We start from the raw sequence: 20428 nt of genomic DNA on the forward strand, positions 1-20428 counted from the left end.
TATGGATAATACACTTGTCTTTTACTGCATACTTTTCATTCTGATTGCAGAATTTATACTTGCAACAGTTATGAATTATTTGAATGCAAAACGTTTTAAAGACCCTATTCCAGAAGATTTAAATGACGTTTACAATGCTGAAGAATATGAAAAATCGCAAGCATATAAATTAACCAATTATAAGTTCGGTGTTTTTACCTCTGTTTTTTCGTTAGTATTAATCTTAGCCTTTTTATTTTTCGGCGGATTTGCTTGGGTAGATAATGTTACTCAAAATATCAGCGAAAACATTATTGCACAAGCATTAGTTTTCTTTGGTATTATTATGATTGGAAGCGATATTCTCAACATTCCGTTTGCATACTACCAAACATTTGTAATCGAAGAAAAATTCGGATTTAACAAAACCACAAAAGCTACATTTTTAGTTGATAAGTTAAAACAATGGGCAATGACCATTATTTTTGGTAGCTCAATTCTATCGCTAGTAATATGGTTCTTTCAATGGGCAGGCACTAACTTTTGGGTATATACCTGGGCATTTGTAGCGATTTTTACGTTGTTCATGAATTTATTCTACAGTAAATTAATTGTGCCATTGTTTAATAAACAAGAGCCTTTAGAAGCTGGTAGTTTAAAAGAGAAAATCGAAAATTACGCAGCTCAAGTAGGTTTCGATCTACAAAACATATTTGTCATTAATGGATCTAAACGCTCTACAAAAGCAAATGCCTATTTCTCAGGATTCGGAAAAGAGAAGCGCGTAACGCTATATGACACCCTAATCAACGATTTAGAAGAAGAAGAAATTGTCGCTGTTTTAGCCCATGAAATAGGGCATTATAAAAGAAAACACATCATATTTAATTTAGCCACATCAATAGTGCTTACAGGAGTAATGCTATTTATACTGTCATTATTCATAAATAACCCTGAAGTTTCATTGGCAATAGGTGTAGACAGACCAAGTTTTCATGCAGCACTGATCGGTTTCGGTATCTTATATAGTCCCATCTCAGAAATCACAGGCTTGCTAATGAATCATTTTTCAAGGAAATTTGAATATCAGGCAGATGACTATGCAAAGAACACTTACGCAGCCTTGCCTTTAGTGACTTCTTTAAAAAAGCTGTCAAAAAACAGTCTTAGCAACTTGACTCCCCATCCTGCATATGTTTTCATGCATTATTCTCATCCGCCGTTAATCGATCGCATACGTAATTTAAAGGCATAATTTTTGTTGCCCATCATATAAGATTATCTTATTTTTAATCTAGTATGACACAGGTAGAAATAGAAGAAGAAAATAAGCTTATAGCTCACGAGTACAAAGAATTACTCCGTATTAGCTACCAAACCTTAACAGATGAGGATAAAAAACTAATACGAAGCGCTTTTGAGATAGCTGTTGATGCGCACAAAACTCAACGTAGAAAATCTGGTGAGGCCTACATTTTTCACCCAATTGCGGTAGCAAAAATCGTTGCATCTGAAATTGGTCTAGATGCCGTTTCCATTGCATCCGCCCTACTACACGATGTTGTTGAAGATACCGAATACACCTTAGATGATATTGATCGAATGTTTGGTGAAACCGTGGCGCGTATTGTAGACGGACTCACAAAAATATCACACTTAAAGAAAGACATGAATATCTCTCAACAAGCAGAGAATTTCAGAAAAATGCTCTTGACTTTAAATGATGATGTAAGGGTTATCATTATTAAAATTGCTGATCGTTATCACAATATGCTCACAATGGATTCCATGCCAGAGCATAAGCAGGTGAAAATTGCATCCGAAACCTTATACATTTATGCACCTTTAGCACATAGAATCGGGCTTTACAATATTAAATCAGAATTAGAAGATTTAAGTTTAAAATATACAGAACCCGAAGTTTACAATTCAATTAAGGACAAAATTGAAGAAAGCAAAGAAGAGCAGCAAGCCTATATTCATGCATTCTCTGATACCATTGATAATTCACTTAAAAAAGAGGGACTCAATTATACGATTAAAGGGAGGATGAAATCTATCTTCTCGATGCGTAAAAAGATGATTGCCCAGAATGTTAGTTTTGAAGAGATCTATGACAAATTTGCCATTAGAATTATCTACAAATCTGATGTACAGAATGAGAAGTTTCTTGCCTGGAAAATATACTCTATTGTAACAGATCACTTTACCCCTAACCCAGTTAGACTAAGAGATTGGATCTCATCCCCTAAATCTACAGGATACGAAGCATTACACATTACCGTAATGGGACCTCAAGGAAAATGGGTTGAAGTACAAATTAGAAGTGAGCGCATGCACGAAATAGCTGAAAAAGGTTATGCAGCGCACTATAAATACAAGCATGGGAATCAAAAAGATCAGGGTATCGATGTTTGGCTAAATAAACTTCAAGAAGCTTTAGAAAACGCCAATACTAATGCCGTTGATTTTGTTGAAGAGTTTAAACTCAACCTATATTCAAAAGAGATATTTGTATTTACCCCAAAAGGGGAATTAAAATCACTACCAAAAGGTGCTACACCTTTAGATTTTGCATTTAGTATACACACCGAGGTAGGTATGCGAACTAGAGGCGCTAAAGTAAATGGTAAATTAGTACCCTTAAATACAACACTTTCTAGTGGCGACCAACTTGAAATAATTACCTCTGACCAAGCAAAACCAAATTCAAACTGGTTAGATTATGCTACGACGGCACGTGCTCGCGCAAAGATTAAATCTGTATTAAGGGAAGAGAAAAAATCTGTTGCAGAAGATGGAAAAGAGATTTTACGCCGTAAGCTAAAATCACAAAAAATGACATTAAATGAAGACTCCATAAATAAAATGGTTTCTTTCTTTAAACTAAAAACAAGTCTAGATTTATTTTACAGAGTTGGTATTGGATCCATTGACAATACCATGATTAAAGATTTTGCTTCTTCTTACAACAATGCATTTATAAGTTTCTTTAAGAACAGAATGCGCAAAACACCAGTACCAGAAGATATCAACAAAGATGAGATTACATCAAAGTATGATATGTTGGTTTTTGGTAAGGAGGAAGAAAAATTAGAATATAAACTTTCGCAATGTTGTAATCCAATACCTGGTGACGAGGTATTTGGTTTTGTAAGTGTATCTGAAGGTATTAAGGTTCATAAAAAAAACTGTCCTAATGCCATCTCATTACAATCTAATTATGCATACCGTATAATTAGTGCGAAATGGATAGATTCATCTCAACAAGAATACCAAGCTGATATTGTAATGACCGGTATTGACAACTTAGGTCTTGTAAGTGATATTACAGAAGTTATATCTGATATTATGCACGTAAATATGCGCAATTTAAATTTCAGCACCGATGGTGGCACCTTTAAAGGGAAGATTACAGTAGTGGTCAAAAATAAAGCTGTCTTAAAAAAGCTGACCGATAATCTTATGAACATCAACGGTATTGATAAAGTTACACGTATTTAGAAAAAAGAAATTAAAATTTAACTGTACCTTTGTACATTAATGTAGCATATATGTCTTCTGATAAAAATCAAGAAATTGTAAAAAACGTCTTCACAACCTTTTTGGGGGACAAAGGACATAGAAAAACACCCGAACGTTACGCCATTCTTCAAGAAATTTACGAAAGTGAAGAGCATTTTGATATAGAATCACTCTACATTAAAATGAAGAATAAAAACTATCGCGTTAGTAGAGCTACCCTATACAATACGATAGAACTTCTTTTAGATTGTAAATTAGTACGTAAACACCAGTTTGGAAAAAATCAGGCACAATATGAAAAGTCATATTTTGACCGTCAGCATGACCATGTTATTCTTACCGATACTGGTGAAGTAATGGAGTTCTGTGATCCTAGAATTCAATCGATAAAGAAAACAATTGAGGAAGTTTTCGATATTACAATTAACACACATTCCCTATATTTTTATGGGACTAAAAATACTCCTGCAAAAAAAGCAGGCAAAAAAGAAATTAAATAGAACTAACCAAGTATATAATATTTAGATGGCAGTAGATTTATTGTTAGGCCTACAATGGGGTGACGAAGGAAAAGGAAAAATTGTTGATGTATTAACTAGAGATTACGACATTATTGCGCGTTTTCAAGGTGGCCCAAATGCTGGTCACACCTTAGAATTTGACGGGATTAAACACGTACTTAGAACTATTCCTTCAGGAATTTTTCATAAAAAAGCAATGAATGTTATTGGTAACGGTGTTGTTATTGATCCAGTTGTTTTTGTAAAAGAACTAGAAGGTTTAGACCAGTTTAATATAGACTACAAGGCAAAACTTATTATTTCTAGAAAAGCACATTTAATATTACCAACACACCGATTGTTAGATGCAGCTTCTGAAGCATCTAAAGGAAAAGCAAAAATTGGTTCTACGTTGAAGGGTATTGGTCCGACTTACATGGACAAGACTGGTAGAAACGGTATGCGCATTGGAGATTTAGAATTAGAATCTTGGAAAGAAAAATACCGCCATTTAGCAGATAAGCATGAAACTATGATTAGTTTCTACAATGTAGATGTACAGTATGATTTGGACGAAATGGAAGTAGAATTCTTTGAAGCCGTAGAGCGTTTAAAAGAATTAACCTTTATTGATAGTGAAGAGTATTTAAACCAAGCTATTAAAGCAGGTAAAACTATTTTAGCAGAAGGTGCTCAAGGATCTTTATTAGATATCGATTTTGGTACATACCCATTTGTTACATCATCTAATACAACAGCAGCAGGTGCTTGTACAGGTTTAGGTATTGCACCTAATAAAGTAAAAGAAGTATATGGTATTTTTAAAGCATATACTACACGTGTAGGTTCTGGTCCTTTCCCAACAGAATTGTTCGATGAAGTTGGTGCAGAAATGGCTAAAGTAGGTCACGAATTTGGTGCAGTAACAGGTAGACCTCGTCGTTGTGGTTGGTTAGACCTTGTAGCATTAAAATACGCTTGTCAAGTTAATGGTGTAACACAATTAAATATGATGAAGGGCGATGTACTTTCTGGTTTTGATAGTCTTCAAGTATGTACTGCTTATGAATATAAAGGTGAAACCATAACTCATTTCCCATATAATATAGAACCAGAAAATGTAACTCCTATTTACACTGAGTTCGCTTGTTGGAAAGAAGATTTAACCAAAATGACTTCAGCAGAACAACTGCCGAAAGAACTTAACGAGTATATTGACTTTCTTGAAAAAGAATTAGAAGTGCCAATTAAGATTGTTTCTGTTGGTCCAGATAGAACTCAAACAATTTCAAGATAGACATCTAACGACCAAGAGAGGTTGTTCAACTTACATGAATGGCGATATAGGGAAAACCTTTATCGCCATTCTTTTTTTTTGTAATTTCAATATCGTGTAAAATGTACATTTTACATCTATCAACTACAACACGATATATGAAAAAAACCACCTACTCTATCCTATTTATATTTGCTGCTTTAGCCGTTTCTTGTAAGACGGAAAAAAAACAAACCACAGAAGAGCAAACAAAAACCGAAGAACCAGCTAAAGGCGAATGGATTTCCTTATTCGACGGCACCACAACCAAAGGTTGGCGCGCTTATAACGGCAAAGAACTACCACCAGGGTGGATTGCTAAAGATGGCGAATTACAATTCGATACCGAATTAGGTATGGAGCAAGATTACACCGGTGGAACTGATATTATATACGGTGCAGAAGAGTTTGATAATTTTGAACTATATGTGGAATGGAAATTACCTAAAGGTGGAAACAGTGGTATTTTCTATCATTTAAAAGAAGGTTACGATAGTCCGCCAGAAGTTTCACCTGAATATCAATTGATCGATGATGAAAACTACGCCAGCATTCACAATATTAAAGATTACAATATAAGTTTAGGCTACACCGAAAAGCCCGAAGAATTAAAGCCACTTCAACAGACTGCCTCTGATTATGCCATGCATGCCGCTAATCCCGAAGGTAAAATACTGCATCCGGCTGGAGAATGGAACACTACCAAAATCATTTTCACGACAGAGCAAGTTGAGCATTGGCTGAACGGTAAAAAAGTAGTATCATTTGTACCTTGGGATGAAGCTTGGTATGCAAAAAAGAATTCGGACAAATGGAAGAACAGTGAAGACTACGGCAAGTTTAAAACTGGCTATATAGGCTTCCAAGATCACTCTAGCCCCATCTGGTTTAGAAATATAAAAATCAAAAAACTTTAACGACCACACCAATGAACAAAAGAGACTTTATAAAAAACGCAGCTGCACTTTCTACATTTGTATTATTACCATCAGGACTTTGGTCTTGTAAAAAGGAAGAAAAGAATCTAACAAGATTACGTACTGCGCACATTGGTGTCGGTAATATGGGAGCTGAAGACTTAAAAGCGATTTCTTCGCATAGTAAAGTTGATGTAACTGTATTGTGCGATGTTGATGCAAATAACTTAGCAGAAGCAAAAAAACTGCATCCAAATGCAAAAACATATAGCGACTACAGAGTAATGCTAAAAGAAATGGGTGATAAAATTGATGCTGTTGTAGTTTCAACTCCAGATCACACACATGCTCCCGCTTCAATGATGGCAATGGAGATGGATAAACCTGTTTACTGTCAAAAACCATTAACTCATTATGTATCTGAAGCTAGGGCAATGAATAAACTAGCGGCAGAAAAGGGGCTGGTAACCCAAATGGGAATTCAAGTACATTCCTTTTACGATTATAAATTAGCTACCTTATTAATACAATCTGGTATTATTGGAAAAGTACATACAGTACGTGCTTGGTCACCAAAAGATTGGGGCTATGACGGAACCGAACCAATAGGTTCTGACCCAATACCAGAATCATTAGATTGGAATTTATGGTTAGGGACTTCAGCTGAGAGACCGTATAAAGATGGATTCTATCACCCAGGCAATTGGAGAAAATTAGTCGATTACGGTTGTGGTACTTTAGGTGATATGGGCGTACATATTTTTGATACTCCATATAATGCTTTAGACCTACAAGTTCCTATGACCATTAAAAATGAATGTAGAGAACCAAACGGATTTGGATTTCCTCAAAACAATGTTGTGACTTACGAGTTTCCGCAGACGGCTTATACAGCAGAAACCTTAAAATGGGTTTGGTATGATGGTCCGGGTGCACCGCACTATCATGAAGATTTAATACTTCCTGGAGCTAAGAAAGTGAAAGGTTCAGAAGAAACTGCGGAAGATACTATGGAAGACAAAATGTCTCTAGAAACCAAAACTGCAGGTAAAGGTACATTACCTGACCAAGGAGCTATGTTCATTGGCGAAAAAGGAAGGTTATTACTACCTCACTTTATGCAACTACCACAGAAAATAGTAGATGGTGAATACGTAGATATTACTGCAGAAATAAAAGCCGTAGAAAAAGCGAATAGTATGGGTAAACCAATTCGCAATTATGATTTGGAAGGACCTAAACATTATCACCAATTCGTAGATGCCTGTTTAGGCACAGATGAAACTACCGCACCATTTTCATATGCATCTAGACTTACTGAAACTATTTTATTAGGCGTTATTGCCGGCAGGTTCCCAAATCAGGTTTTACATTGGGACAGTGAAAATGCCAAATTTGCCGAAGATGAGGCAAATGCTTATTTAGAAGGGGATTATAGAAAATTCTAAAACATATGTAAAATAGCAAAAACCACTTTCGAGTGGTTTTTTTTATGCCGTATTTCACTGTATTGAATAAATCATATTTAAAAACAATAGTACTTTTGATAGTCCAATTAACACTGAGCAAATAAAATAAACAATAACACTTTTCGTATTAATCTCCCAAAAGTATCTTAAGCATGACAAGGCTCTTTTAAAATGTTCTATTTTTGAAAAAATTTTTAGGTTGAAAAAGATTTATTCAGTTGTTCTTATATTCTTTGCATGTACTCTTTTTGGTTATGCCCAACAAGATGCCGCAGAAGAAGAATCCAAACAAATTAATATTGTCTATGGTGCCAACTTTACAAAAAATGAAGCTGAATACCCTGGCGCCTCAATTTTCAGTAAAGATGACCGACAAGTACAATTTGAACACCAAGGCGCCGACCTATGGTGCGACGTTGCCATTTATTACCAGCTAGAGAATCGTTTAGAAGCCATTGGCAATGTTATACTAAAACAAGGCGATTCGGTTGAAATGACCAGTAAAAAAATCAACTATTTAGGTGATGTAAAATTAGCGAAGGCTTGGGGAAATGTTGTTTTGACAAATTCAGACATGACGCTCAGAACAGACACTCTTCGTTTAGATCGCGAAAAGCAGGAAGCTTTTTATCAAGATAACGGTACCGTAATAGATTCTGCAAATACGTTGACCAGTAAAATTGGTAAGTATTTTATGGAACTAAAAAAGTATCAATTTTTAGATAGTGTACATATAAAAAATCCTAAATACACAGTAGATTCTGAGCAATTAGACTATTATCAAACATCTAAAAATGCTTATATGTATGGACCATCAACAATTAATGGAGATACCTATAAAATATATTGCGAAAGAGGATTTTATGACACCAAAGTAGAAACTGGTTACGGAATTAAAAACACGCGGATAGATTATAACAATCGTATTATTGAAGGTGACAGCGTGTATTTCAACAAAGCTCAAGAATTTGCTTCGGCCACCAATAACATAACCGTTACAGACACTATTAACAATGGTATCATTAGGGCACATTACGCCGAAGTTTACAAGGCAAAAGATTCTGTTTTCGCTACACGTAGAGCAGTTTCTATTTCAGTACAAGAGAGAGATTCACTTTATGTACACGGAGATACGCTAATGGTAACAGGTAAACCAGAAGATAGAATTCTGCGTGCTTTTAGAAATGCAAAATTCTATAAAACCGATTTAAGCGGAAAATGCGATAGTATACACTCTGCTCAAAAGACAGGTATTACTCAGTTAATTAAAAATCCGATTATTTGGAACGGTGCAAACCAAATGACAGGTGATAGCATTCACCTAAAATCGAATTTAGAAACTGAAAAACTAGACTCTTTAAAAGTATTGAACAATGCCTTTATTATCTCTTTAGACAGTGTCAGCATGACTGGCTACAACCAAGCAAAAGGAATTAATTTGTACGGTAAATTTATAGAAAACGAATTAAAGCTTATAGACCTAGTACAGAATACCGAGGTTATTTATTACATGTATAATGACGATGACGAACTTATTGGAATCGATAAAACGGTATGCAGTAAAATTCGCATAACCATGGCCGAAAATAATATTGAAGACCTTACTTTTTATACTGACCCCGATGGTGATATCTTTCCAGAAAAAGATTTACCTAAAAACAGTAGAATTTTAAAAGGCTTTGTCTGGCGCGGAGATGAGCGTATACTCACCAAAGATGATATTTTTGATGAAGACGATAACAACATAGAACTTGTAGTTATTAACGGTATTGACAACCCTATTGATATTGATGCCGAAGAGCAACAAAGAAGTAAAAACGACACCGACCCAATCAACAATATTTCGGGTCAGGATAAAGCGACAGATCCAAAAAAGTCTGTAAAGCCAAAAAAGGTGAAATAGACCTTTAACATGAATAAAGATTTTCTACAATACCAAGCTCAAACTTCTCCCTACCCATTGGGGATGGAGGTATCTCATGCCAGCGGCAGTTATATTTATGATACCGATGGCAATGCACATTTAGACTTTGTTGCAGGTGTCTCAGCTTGCACACTCGGTCATTGTCACCCTCAAGTTATTGAAGCAATAAAAAATCAGGTAGATAAGTATATGCATGTAATGGTGTATGGCGAATATTCACAATCACCGGCAACTATCTATACCAAATTATTGGCAAACAATTTACCTGCACCTCTAGAAGTTACTTATTTGGTAAATTCTGGCACGGAAGCTATTGAAGGCGCATTAAAATTGGCTCGCAGATATACGGGTCGTTCTGAAATTATTGCGGCTAAATCTGCCTATCATGGTAATACAATGGGAAGCTTAAGTCTGATGGATTTCGAAGAGCGCAAAAGTGTATTTAGACCTTTGTTACCAGATATTTATCATATCGAATTCAACAACGATAAAGATTTAAAGAAAATTACCAACAAAACTGCATGTGTAATATTAGAGACAATACAAGGTGGTGCTGGTTTTATACTCCCAAAAAATGGCTATCTAAAGAAAGTAAAAGAGCGTTGTACAGAAATGGGTGCATTACTAATACTAGATGAAATACAGCCAGGGTTCGGTAGAACAGGAAAGCTATTCGCATTTGAACATTTTGATTGTATACCTGATATTTTAGTAATTGGTAAAGGCATGGCTTCTGGTCTACCCGTTGGTGCATTTACTGCCAGTAAAGAGATTATGCATACGTTAAGCGAGAAACCGAAAATGGGTCACATTACTACATTTGGCGGCAACCCTGTAATCGCCGCATCTAGTTTGGCAACGCTGAATGTATTATTAAATTCGAATTTGATTGCCGAAACTTTAAGGAAAGAAGCACTATTTAAATCGCTATTAAAACATCCGAAGATAAAAGAAATTAGAGGAAGAGGTTTAATGCTTGCTTTAATAATGGATACACCAGAAACTGCAAATGAATTAGTACTACAGGCAAAGAAGAAAAATTTAATTCTCTTTTGGTTATTATTCGAAAATAGAGCAGTAAGAATTTCTCCGCCATTAACTATTTCAGAAAAAGAAATTAAAGAAGGTTGCGCAATAATTTTAGCACTTCTTAACTCTATGTAAATCAACGTTGTTAACTAATTTGTTAATAATATCGATTCGTACAGTGGCTGAAACCCCGTACAATCACTTACTTTTAAAATATCTTGTAAAACCAAAAAGTTCCTATGGCGTTAGAATCTAACGAGAGACCGGACAAGCCAATTACAAAATTCGAATCAATGTTGAAGACAGATGATGTCTATTTCTTTGATGCTGAGGATTTTGAAGATATTGTGCACCACTACCTAAATCATGGGAAGGTTTCTTTGGCTAAAAAAGGAATTAAAATTGGTCTACAGCAACATCCAGCTTCTACAGAATTAAAATTACTTCAGGTAGAAGTCATGGTTTTTGAAAACCAAATGGAAAAAGCTGAGGCACTTTTAGATGAGCTACAAAGACTGGATAATTACAACGAAGAAATTTATATTCAACGTGCCAACATATTTTCGAAGCGAGATGATCATGAAGGTGCTATAGAATTACTACAAAAGGCATTAAGCTTTACTAATAATAGTTTTGACATCTATAGTCTTTTGGGCATGGAATATTTGTTCATGGACAATTTCGATAATGCCAAAGAGAGCTTTATGAAATGTGTGGAATTTGACGAACAAGATTATTCTTCACTTTATAATGTAGTGTATTGCTTTGAGTTTCTTGAAGATTATGATGGCGCCATTATTTACTTGAATAGTTATTTAGAAAAGAACCCATATTGCGAAGTAGCATGGCATCAATTAGGTAAACAATACTATTACAAAGAAATGTTTACAGAAGCCTTGGGCGCTTTTGATTTTGCTGTTATTTCAGATGACACTTTTATAGGTGCATATTTCGAAAAAGCCAAAGTGCTTGAAAAATTAGGCCGACATAAAGAGGCTATAGAAAATTACGAGACTACCATTGCTATTGAAGACCCTACATCTCATGCATTTTTAAGAATAGGAAAATGTTATGAAAAACTGAAGGATACCGAAATGGCCAAATACTATTTCTACCAAACGGTTCATGAAGATCCATTGTTAGACAAAGGTTGGTTAGCTATTACAAATCTATATTTTAATACTAGAGATTTTGAAAAAGCCATCTTTTACATCAATAAGGCCTTGAATATTGATGGTGAGAATCCTCAATACTGGAAAAAATGTGCAAATATTAACATGGCATTAAAGAATTATGACCAAGCTGATTTTGCATTTAAACAAGCAGTAGAATTAGGGAATTATGAATTGGACACTTGGTTAAATTGGGCTGAGGTAGTTAATATTAACGGAGATAAATTATCAGCTGTGCAAATTCTATCTCAAGGAAGAGAGTTTTATCCTGAAAGTTTAAAACTTTTATATAGGTCTGTAGGTTATCTGTTGCTTGCTGAAGACCCAATTAATGCACGTATTATGTTTATGGATGCATTAAAAATTGATAAAAAGCAGAAAAAACTACATTTGTTCACTGAAAATTTTCCGGAATACGGCAAGTCTGAATGGACACAAGAAATTGTAAGAAAATACAATAAAACCTCATAGAATAGGTTCTACATTTCATGGACAATAGAAAACTAAAAGATTATACATTCATATCTCTTAAAGGTATGGCAATGGGTATTGCAGAATTGGTACCAGGCGTATCTGGTGGCACAATAGCTTTTGTAACAGGTATCTACGAAGAATTCATTACTTCTATCAATAACGTTAACCTAACTACTTTAAAAGTTTTAAAAGAAGAAGGCTTTAAAAAGTTCTGGGAGAAATTAAATGGAAATTTTCTATTGTCATTGGTAATTGGTATGATGAGTAGTATTTTCTCGCTATCAAAAGTCATCGCTTGGTTATTAGAAGAACACCCTATAACAACATGGTCATTCTTTTTTGGTCTGGTATTGGCAAGTGTCATTTTCGTAGCCAAATCAATTAAAAGATGGAATATTTTAGCCGTCGTTTTATTTATAATTGGAACAGTTAGTGCTTTCTATATTACTACCCTACCCCCTTCTGCTAGTTCGGGTAGCCTACCGTTTATATTTTTATCTGGTGCCATAGCTATTTGTGCAATGGTATTACCGGGTATTTCTGGTTCTTTTATATTGGTTTTACTAGGTTCTTATAAAACAGTTTTAGAGGCCGTAAATGAAAAGGATTTTGGCATTATTATCACCTTTGCGTTTGGTGCTGCCTTTGGTATTTTAAGTTTTGCTAGAGTTTTAAAATGGATGTTTACCAATTACAAAGATGCTACGCTTGCTGTTTTAACGGGATTCATCTTAGGATCATTGAACAAAATATGGCCTTGGAAGAATATTATCGAGATTATTCAGATTGGTAAAAAAGAAATAATAATAGACGAAAACATCTCACCTTTCGCTTTTCAAGGCGATAATCAATTAACCTTTGCTATTGTAGCCGCTGTAATAGGTTTTTCTCTTATTTTTATATTAGAAAAATCAGCTTCTAAGAAGTAACGCAAAAACCTACATGAACGAACCCCGATCCTTTACTGATAAATTTTTCTTGGTCGTAAAGGGACTTTGTATGGGTGCTGCCAATAAAGTGCCAGGTGTATCTGGCGGTATTGTTGCATTTGTGGGTGGTTTTTACGAAGAATTCATTTATTCACTTCAAAAGGTAAATGGCAAAGCCTTTAAACTTCTTGTCAACGGAAGACTTAAAAGCTTCTACAGGTATATTAACGGTTCTTTTCTAACCCTGCTCATTTTTGGCATGCTGGTTAGCTATTTCAGTATATCTAAGGTATTAGATTATTATTTGGTTAAACGAGAACTCTATGTTTGGGCCGCTTTTTTTGGTATGATCCTAGGATCTATATATTACATAGGTAAAGATTTCGATTATTGGAAAAAGAAAACATTTACTGCTGCCATTATAGGTTTAAGTGTTGGTGTAGCCATTAGTTTTCTTAGTCCGGCAAAAGAAAACGACAACTTACTATTCATCTTTTTATGTGGTATGATCAGTGTATCGGGAATGACATTACCCGGACTTTCGGGTTCCTTCATATTAATACTTTTAGGTAATTATGTGTTGTTACTGGTAGACTCTGTAAACGCATTATATGATACGTTCTCAGAATTACTAGTAGGTGATTTTAGTTTTACTTCTAATACAGAAAGATTACACACACTTAAAATCTTAGCCGTATTCACCTTAGGATCGGCAACAGGTCTAGTTACTCTTTCACATGTATTGACATTCGTATTAAAACACTATAAACATGTTACTACGGCAACCATATTGGGATTTATAACAGGATCCCTAGGAGTTGTTTGGCCATGGAAAAAAACTATCTTCAAAACAGGAATAGATGGTGAAAGCATTTTAGATTCTAACGGAAAACAAATAATAATGAACTACGAACGGTTTCTACCAGATATGACCACCGTAGAAAATTGGATAGCTATTATATGTATTATATTTGGTATTAGTATTTTGCTACTTTTAGATTGGTATGGAAAAAACAGAAAAACAGAAAGCTAATTACGGCTTAATAGGTAAAGATATTTCTTATTCATTTTCAAGAGGATATTTCAAAAAAAAATTCGAAGATATGGGCTTGGACAATTGTTCGTATCAAAACTTTGACCTACAAGCTATTTCAGAATTTCCCACTATCTTCAAAAACACTGAAAATGTACAAGGACTTAATATCACCATTCCGTATAAAGAAGAAGTAATGGCTTTTTTAGACGATATCGATATTGCCGCTAAAAAAATAGGTGCCGTAAATACTATTAAATTTACTAAAAACGGTTTAGTCGGTTTCAATACTGATGCCTACGGATTTCAAAAATCATTGGAACCCCATTTAAAAGAACATCATAAAAAAGCCCTAATATTAGGCACAGGCGGAGCATCAAAAGCTGTAGCATTTGTACTTGAAGAGCTAGGCATAGCATTTTCTTTTGTTTCAAGAAGTGGCAAAAATAATGGTTATACCTATAATGAACTGACCGATGATATCATAGCCGAACATACCTTAATCATAAACTGCTCTCCAGTAGGCACTTTTCCTAAAATTGAAGAAAAACCTTCAATTCCGTATTCAAAAATTGGCAAAGAACATCTTCTTTTTGATCTAATATATAATCCCAAAGAAACTGCATTTTTATCTGCAGGCAAAGCCAATGAAGCTACTATTTGTAACGGACATAGAATGCTAGAGTTTCAAGCAGAAAAATCTTGGGAAATCTGGAACCGTTAACCGCCTATGCTTTAAATTATTTATTATAAAGACATTGTAAATTATAGGTTTCTACCAGATTACTCTTTTACCTTTTAACTAAAAAGACGAATCAATACTTTGCCAGTCGTAGGGTTGTCACTATCTTGTAAGCATATAATTTAGGAATATGTCTGAGGATAAAGAACAACAATTACCAGAGAATTCAATAGAGGAAAATACTGTAATAGAATCTGCTGAAAATATAGCAGAGGAAACGGTTAATACTACTGAAGAATCAACAGAATTACCAGCAGAACCTTCAACTGATGCTAAAGAAGCTAAAGAAGAAACTGATGTAATGAATGAGATTGACGATTCTAATGCTGAAGACGCGGAAGATACCGATACCGAAAAAAGACATGAAATACCTATGCCAAATTACCATGAAATGAGCATGGAAAATTTGGTAGGTGAATTACAACGCTTGGTGAAGAACGAAAAAGTTCAAGCTATAAGAAAACATGTTGACACTATTAAAGACCAATTCAATCAGAAATTTGATGAGTTTTTAGAAGAAAAAAAAGAAGAATTTATTGCTAATGGCGGTAATGAAATTGATTTCAGATATAATTCTGTAGATAAACAACAATTCAACGAAGTATACTCAGAATACAGAGACAAGCGTAACCAACATTATAAAAGCTTAGAAAAAAGTCATAAAGAAAATCTTGCCTATAGATTAGATCTTATTGAACAGCTAAAAGCCTTGGTTAATGTTGAAGAAGATATAAATACTACGTATAACAATTTCAAAGACATACAAGCTAAATGGCGCCATGCTGGGGCTATACCACGTGCAGATTATAACAATGTTTGGAAAACATACCACCACCACATTGAAATTTTCTATGATTTTTTAAATATTAACAGAGACTTAAGAGATTTAGATTTTAAGCATAACCTTGAAGAAAAAGGTAAAATAGTTGCTAGAGCCGAAGAGCTTTCAAAAGAACCAGATTTAAATAGAGCCTTTAGAGAATTACAGGTTTTACACAAAATCTGGAAAGAAGATTTGGGTCCGGTTGGTAAAGATCATAGAGAAGAAATCTGGGATCGTTTTAGTGCGGCTACAAAAATTATTCATGAAAGAAGACAAGATTATTTTAAGAATCTTGATAAAATTAAAGAAGAAAATTTAGAACGTAAACATGCAATTATTGCCGAAATAAGTGCACTCAGTGAAAATGTATCTAGCAATCATGGTACGCTACAGCAACAGATAAAAAAATTAGAGGAACTTAGAGAAGCCTTTTTCAAAGCAGGTCAAGTACCACAAAAAGTAAATTCTAAAACTTGGAACAGTTTTAAGGGAGCAGTACGTATGTTCAATCAAAATAAAAATGCCTTTTACAAGAACCTTAAAAAAGACCAACAAGAGAATTTAGACAAAAAAAGAGCTTTACTAGAAATTGCAGTTTCAATAAAGGATAGTGACGATTTTGACGCCACTACTGCAGAAATGAAGCGTATACAAGGTCAGTGGAAAAAAATTGGGCATGTTCCTAGAAAGTATTCCGACAAATTATGGAAAGATTTTAAAACTGCCTGCAATCACTACTTTGACCGATTAAATGCACTTAAAAGTGATGCATTTAAAGAAGAGGAAGCTAATTTTAAACTAAAAGATGAATTCCTTGACCGTCTTAAGGCATTTGAATTAAGCGGCGACAAAGCTAAAGATCTAGAGGCAATCGAGAAATTTTCTGAAGAATGGAAAACTTATGGAAGAGTTCCTTTCAAAAAGAAAAACATCAATCAGAAGTTCGATAAAATTATAGATGCCCTTTATCAAAAATGTGGTGTTAGCAAACAAGAATCTGAACTGTTGAAATATGGCAACAAGATTCAGCAACTTAGCAATAACGACAATCAAGAACGTGCTATACAGAATGAACGTGCATTTATCAGAAAAAAGATAGATGAAAGCAACGACGAAATTAGACAGTTAGAAAATAACTTACAGTTTTTCTCTAACGCCTCTGAAACTAATCCGTTAGTACAAGACGTTATCAAAAGAGTCAACCAACACAAAGAATCATTGGCTGCTTGGAAAGCTAAATTGAAAAAATTAAACATCTTAAAAAATACACTTCTTAAAGAAGACGAAGAGGTTGAAGAAACAGAAGAGCCTACAACCGAAGAATAAGTATTTTTAAATATTGAAACACCTATAACATTTATATGATTTGAACGTTATATGTGTAAGAATTAACCTACTTATAAGGGTAGCGATTAGTTATATCTAATATATGGTTAAGCCAGAAATACCTAATAACGAACAACAACGATTAGAAGCACTAAAAAGCTTTAATATTCTTGACACACTAGAAGAAAAAGAATACGATGCCATAACCCGTATTGCAGCTGATATCTGCAATACACCTATGGCATTAGTTTCATTAGTTGATGAAGGTAGGCAATGGTTTAAATCTCATCATGGTTTAGATGCTACCGAAACCCCTAGAGATTTAGCTTTTTGTGCGCACGCGATTAATACACCCGATTCTTTATTATTGGTACATGATGCCAGTAAAGATGAGCGCTTTTCTGACAACCCCTTAGTAACAGGCGGACCTTCAGTTCAGTTTTATGCCGGTGCCCCATTAAATACAAAAGATGGTGAATCTATAGGCACTTTATGCGTTATAGATACTAAACCGCGAGCTGAATTTACAGAGCGTCAACAAGCTTCTTTAAAAGACTTAGCCGATCAAGTTATGGCTCAATTAGAACTTCGAAGACAACATATTAAGGAAAAGATTGTAAATGAAGAATTACGAATAAAGAATAATCAACTAAAACAGTTATCATATCGAATGGCACATGATATGAAAACCCCATTATTAGGGATTAGTTCTGTTGTTGGGTTTATTAAAGAGGATTACACCGAATTCTTTAAGGATACTGAAATACCGAATTACTTAGGTATTATAGACAATAGAGTTGAATATATGGAATCTTTAATTAATGGGATTATCAATTACAACGCTATAACCAATGCAGATATAAAAGTTGAAAACTTTAATGTTTCAAAAGAATTACAGCATGTGCTCAACACACAATCTGATCACGATACAGTACAATTAAATTTAGAAAATTGTGATCACAACATAAAGCATTCTTTAAATAGTTTTGACCAAATATTTAGAGATTTAATATCTAACAGTATTAAGTTTACTGATAAATCAGACATTGAAATAAACGTATCATTCAGTGAAGATCAAAACTTTTATTCTTTCACTTTTGAAGATAACGGTCCAGGAATACCTGAAAAATACTGGGAAAAGGTTTTCGTCTTATTCGAAAAGCTAGGTACAGATGACACTAAAAATACCGGTATTGGATTGACAACAATAAAAGAGCTCATAGAAAAACTTGGAGGTAGCATTACTTTAGGCAAACGTAAAGACAATAAAGAAGGTGTACATTTTAGTTTTACGGTTTCCAAAAATCTTTCCTAAATGTTAGTTAGTATATGAAATCAGTAATTTGGATTGTTTCAGTAATTACCAATTTCATTTCTCAACCATCTATTAACGAACAACAAGTATTAGAACCTCAAACTAATACGACGAAACAAGGCGCTTATTTAGTGTTGCATACAAAATGTAATTTTTGTCATTCCGTAAAAAAGAACAGAACCATCTTTTCATTACAAAATATGGATGGCTTAGCTAAAGCAATAGAATATCAAGTTTTTATAAAGAAGAAGATGCCGAAAGGCAGAAAGAACAACTTATCAAGTTTAGAAGAAAAAAAGTTATTAAAATGGATTAGTTCTCTGGATAAGACATAAAAAAAGCCTCTATAAATAGAGGCTTTTTTTTATACTGTTAATTAAAATTACTTCGCTACATTGACAGCTCTTGTCTCACGTATTACAGTAACTTTCACCTGACCAGGATAAGTCATATCCGTCTGTATTTTCTGAGAAATCTCAAAAGATAATTGAGCAGCTCTATCATCATTAACCTTCTCGCTCTCAACGATTACACGAAGCTCTCTACCCGCTTGAATAGCGTAAGCCTTCTGTACACCACTAAAACCAAACGCAACCTCTTCAAGATCTTTTAAACGCTGAATATAAGAATCTAACACCTGTCTTCTTGCTCCTGGTCTTGCACCACTAATGGCATCACAAACCTGTACGATAGGTGCAATTAAAGTTTTCATTTCAATTTCATCGTGGTGAGCACCGATGGCATTACATACCTCTGGTTTTTCACCAAACTTCTCGGCCCACTGCATACCTAAGATAGCGTGTGGTGTTTCAATTTCATTTTCAGTATTCGGCACTTTACCTATATCATGTAAAAGTCCTGCACGTTTGGCGATTTTAGGATTCAATCCTAACTCAGCAGCCATAACACCACAAAGTTTAGCAACTTCTCTAGAGTGTTGTAATAGGTTTTGGCCGTAAGAAGATCTATACTTCATTCTACCAACTGCACGTATTAACTCTGGGTGTAAACCATGAATACCTAAGTCGATAACAGTACGTTTACCTATTTCAACGATTTCTGTCTCTATTTGTTTTTCGGTCTTCTTAACAATCTCTTCAATTCTTGCAGGGTGAATTCTACCATCCGTCACTAGCTTATGAAGCGAAAGTCTTGCAACCTCTCTTCTAACAGAATCGAAACAAGAAAGTATAATAGCTTCTGGCGTATCATCAACAATAATCTCAACACCAGTAGCAGCTTCTAAAGCTCTAATATTTCTACCTTCTCTACCAATGATTCTACCTTTAACATCATCAGATTCAATATTAAATACAGAAACACAGTTCTCTACTGCTTCTTCTGTACCAATTCTCTGTATGGTGTTAATTATAATTTTACGTGCTTCTTGTTGTGCTGTAAGTTTAGATTCTTCAACAGTAGATTGAATGTAAGCCATAGCATCAGTCTTAGCCGTTTCTTTCAAACTTTGTACTAATTGATTTTTAGCTTCATCTGCAGAAAGACCAGAAATAACTTCTAATTGTTGAATTTGGCTTTTATGCATTTTATCCAACTCCTCATGACGTTTGTCAAAAAGTTCTTTTTTCTGCTCTACGTCTTTCAGTTTATTATCTAACTGAGAGTTCATGTTCTTGTTTTTGGCAAGTTCACTACTCACTTGAGACTCCTTATCTCTAGTACGCTTCTCTGCTTCATTTATCTTTCTGTCTTTACTATTAATAACCTTCTCATGCTCAGCTTTTAATTCTAAAAACTTCTCTTTCGCTTGTAAAATCTTTTCTTTCTTGACACTCTCTCCCTCTGCATTTGCATCTTTTAATATGCGGTCAGCGTCTTTTTTTGCGTTTATTATGGTTTTAGAGGCTTTCCCTTTTTCCAAAAATTTTGCTATTGCAAAACCGATTGCCAGCCCAACTATTGCGGCAATAATTATCATTGTACTATCCATAGTGT

Annotated in this window: 16 protein-coding genes; 15 read left to right on the forward strand and 1 reads right to left on the reverse strand. The window is 34.5% G+C overall.

Annotated elements, in window-relative coordinates; genetic code table 11:
• The first annotated feature begins 1 nt into the window (after position 1).
• The 15 genes from Q4500_RS10975 (at position 2) to Q4500_RS11045 (ending at position 18807) form a co-directional block, all read left to right on the forward strand.
• A complete protein-coding gene (locus Q4500_RS10975) occupies positions 2-1234 on the forward strand; it encodes a M48 family metallopeptidase (protein ID WP_303599706.1) in 1233 nt (410 codons plus the stop codon).
• 44 nt (positions 1235-1278) lie between these two features.
• Positions 1279-3483, forward strand: a complete 2205-nt coding sequence (locus tag Q4500_RS10980; RefSeq protein WP_303599707.1) for a bifunctional (p)ppGpp synthetase/guanosine-3',5'-bis(diphosphate) 3'-pyrophosphohydrolase — start codon at positions 1279-1281, stop codon at positions 3481-3483.
• Between the two features lie 50 nt (positions 3484-3533).
• Positions 3534-4004, forward strand: coding sequence for a Fur family transcriptional regulator (locus Q4500_RS10985; protein ID WP_303599708.1), 471 nt, complete (start codon positions 3534-3536; stop codon positions 4002-4004).
• A 25-nt stretch (positions 4005-4029) separates the two neighbouring features.
• Positions 4030-5301, forward strand: coding sequence for an adenylosuccinate synthase (locus Q4500_RS10990; protein WP_303599709.1), 1272 nt, complete (start codon positions 4030-4032; stop codon positions 5299-5301).
• A gap of 137 nt (positions 5302-5438) precedes the next feature.
• Positions 5439-6236 carry a DUF1080 domain-containing protein gene (locus Q4500_RS10995; protein WP_303599710.1) on the forward strand — a complete coding sequence of 266 codons (798 nt, stop codon included), beginning with the start codon at positions 5439-5441 and terminating at the stop codon, positions 6234-6236.
• Between the two features lie 11 nt (positions 6237-6247).
• Positions 6248-7684: a Gfo/Idh/MocA family protein gene (locus Q4500_RS11000; protein WP_303599711.1), complete on the forward strand. Its 1437-nt coding sequence runs from the start codon at positions 6248-6250 to the stop codon at positions 7682-7684.
• A gap of 247 nt (positions 7685-7931) precedes the next feature.
• Complete coding sequence (locus Q4500_RS11005; protein WP_303599739.1) at positions 7932-9608, forward strand: OstA-like protein; 1677 nt, start codon at positions 7932-7934, stop codon at positions 9606-9608.
• 9 nt (positions 9609-9617) lie between these two features.
• Entirely contained in the window at positions 9618-10793 is a 1176-nt protein-coding gene (locus Q4500_RS11010; RefSeq protein WP_303599712.1) for an aspartate aminotransferase family protein, read from the forward strand.
• Between the two features lie 104 nt (positions 10794-10897).
• Complete coding sequence (locus tag Q4500_RS11015; RefSeq protein WP_303599713.1) at positions 10898-12301, forward strand: tetratricopeptide repeat protein; 1404 nt, start codon at positions 10898-10900, stop codon at positions 12299-12301.
• Positions 12302-12318: 17 nt separating this feature from the next.
• Positions 12319-13233, forward strand: coding sequence for a DUF368 domain-containing protein (locus tag Q4500_RS11020; protein ID WP_303599714.1), 915 nt, complete (start codon positions 12319-12321; stop codon positions 13231-13233).
• Positions 13234-13246: 13 nt separating this feature from the next.
• A complete protein-coding gene (locus Q4500_RS11025) occupies positions 13247-14266 on the forward strand; it encodes a DUF368 domain-containing protein (RefSeq protein ID WP_303599715.1) in 1020 nt (339 codons plus the stop codon).
• Complete coding sequence (locus tag Q4500_RS11030; RefSeq protein WP_303599716.1) at positions 14238-14990, forward strand: shikimate dehydrogenase; 753 nt, start codon at positions 14238-14240, stop codon at positions 14988-14990. The genes Q4500_RS11025 and Q4500_RS11030 overlap by 29 nt, the downstream gene beginning before the upstream one ends.
• Before the next feature lie 148 nt (positions 14991-15138).
• The gene (locus tag Q4500_RS11035) at positions 15139-17157 is read left to right on the forward strand and encodes a DUF349 domain-containing protein (protein WP_303599717.1); all 2019 of its coding nucleotides are present in this window, start codon (positions 15139-15141) and stop codon (positions 17155-17157) included.
• A gap of 103 nt (positions 17158-17260) precedes the next feature.
• Positions 17261-18472, forward strand: coding sequence for a GAF domain-containing sensor histidine kinase (locus Q4500_RS11040; protein WP_303599718.1), 1212 nt, complete (start codon positions 17261-17263; stop codon positions 18470-18472).
• A 14-nt stretch (positions 18473-18486) separates the two neighbouring features.
• Complete coding sequence (locus tag Q4500_RS11045) at positions 18487-18807, forward strand: hypothetical protein (RefSeq protein WP_303599719.1); 321 nt, start codon at positions 18487-18489, stop codon at positions 18805-18807.
• A 47-nt stretch (positions 18808-18854) separates the two neighbouring features.
• On the opposite strand, the gene rny is transcribed toward Q4500_RS11045, so the two are convergent.
• Positions 18855-20423: a ribonuclease Y gene (gene rny, locus Q4500_RS11050; protein WP_303599720.1), complete on the reverse strand. Its 1569-nt coding sequence runs from the start codon at positions 20421-20423 to the stop codon at positions 18855-18857.
• Positions 20424-20428: the final 5 nt, after the last annotated feature.

The organism is Maribacter sp. 1_MG-2023 (genome assembly GCF_030547005.1).
In the GTDB taxonomy this organism is placed as follows: Bacteria; Bacteroidota; Bacteroidia; order Flavobacteriales; family Flavobacteriaceae; genus Maribacter.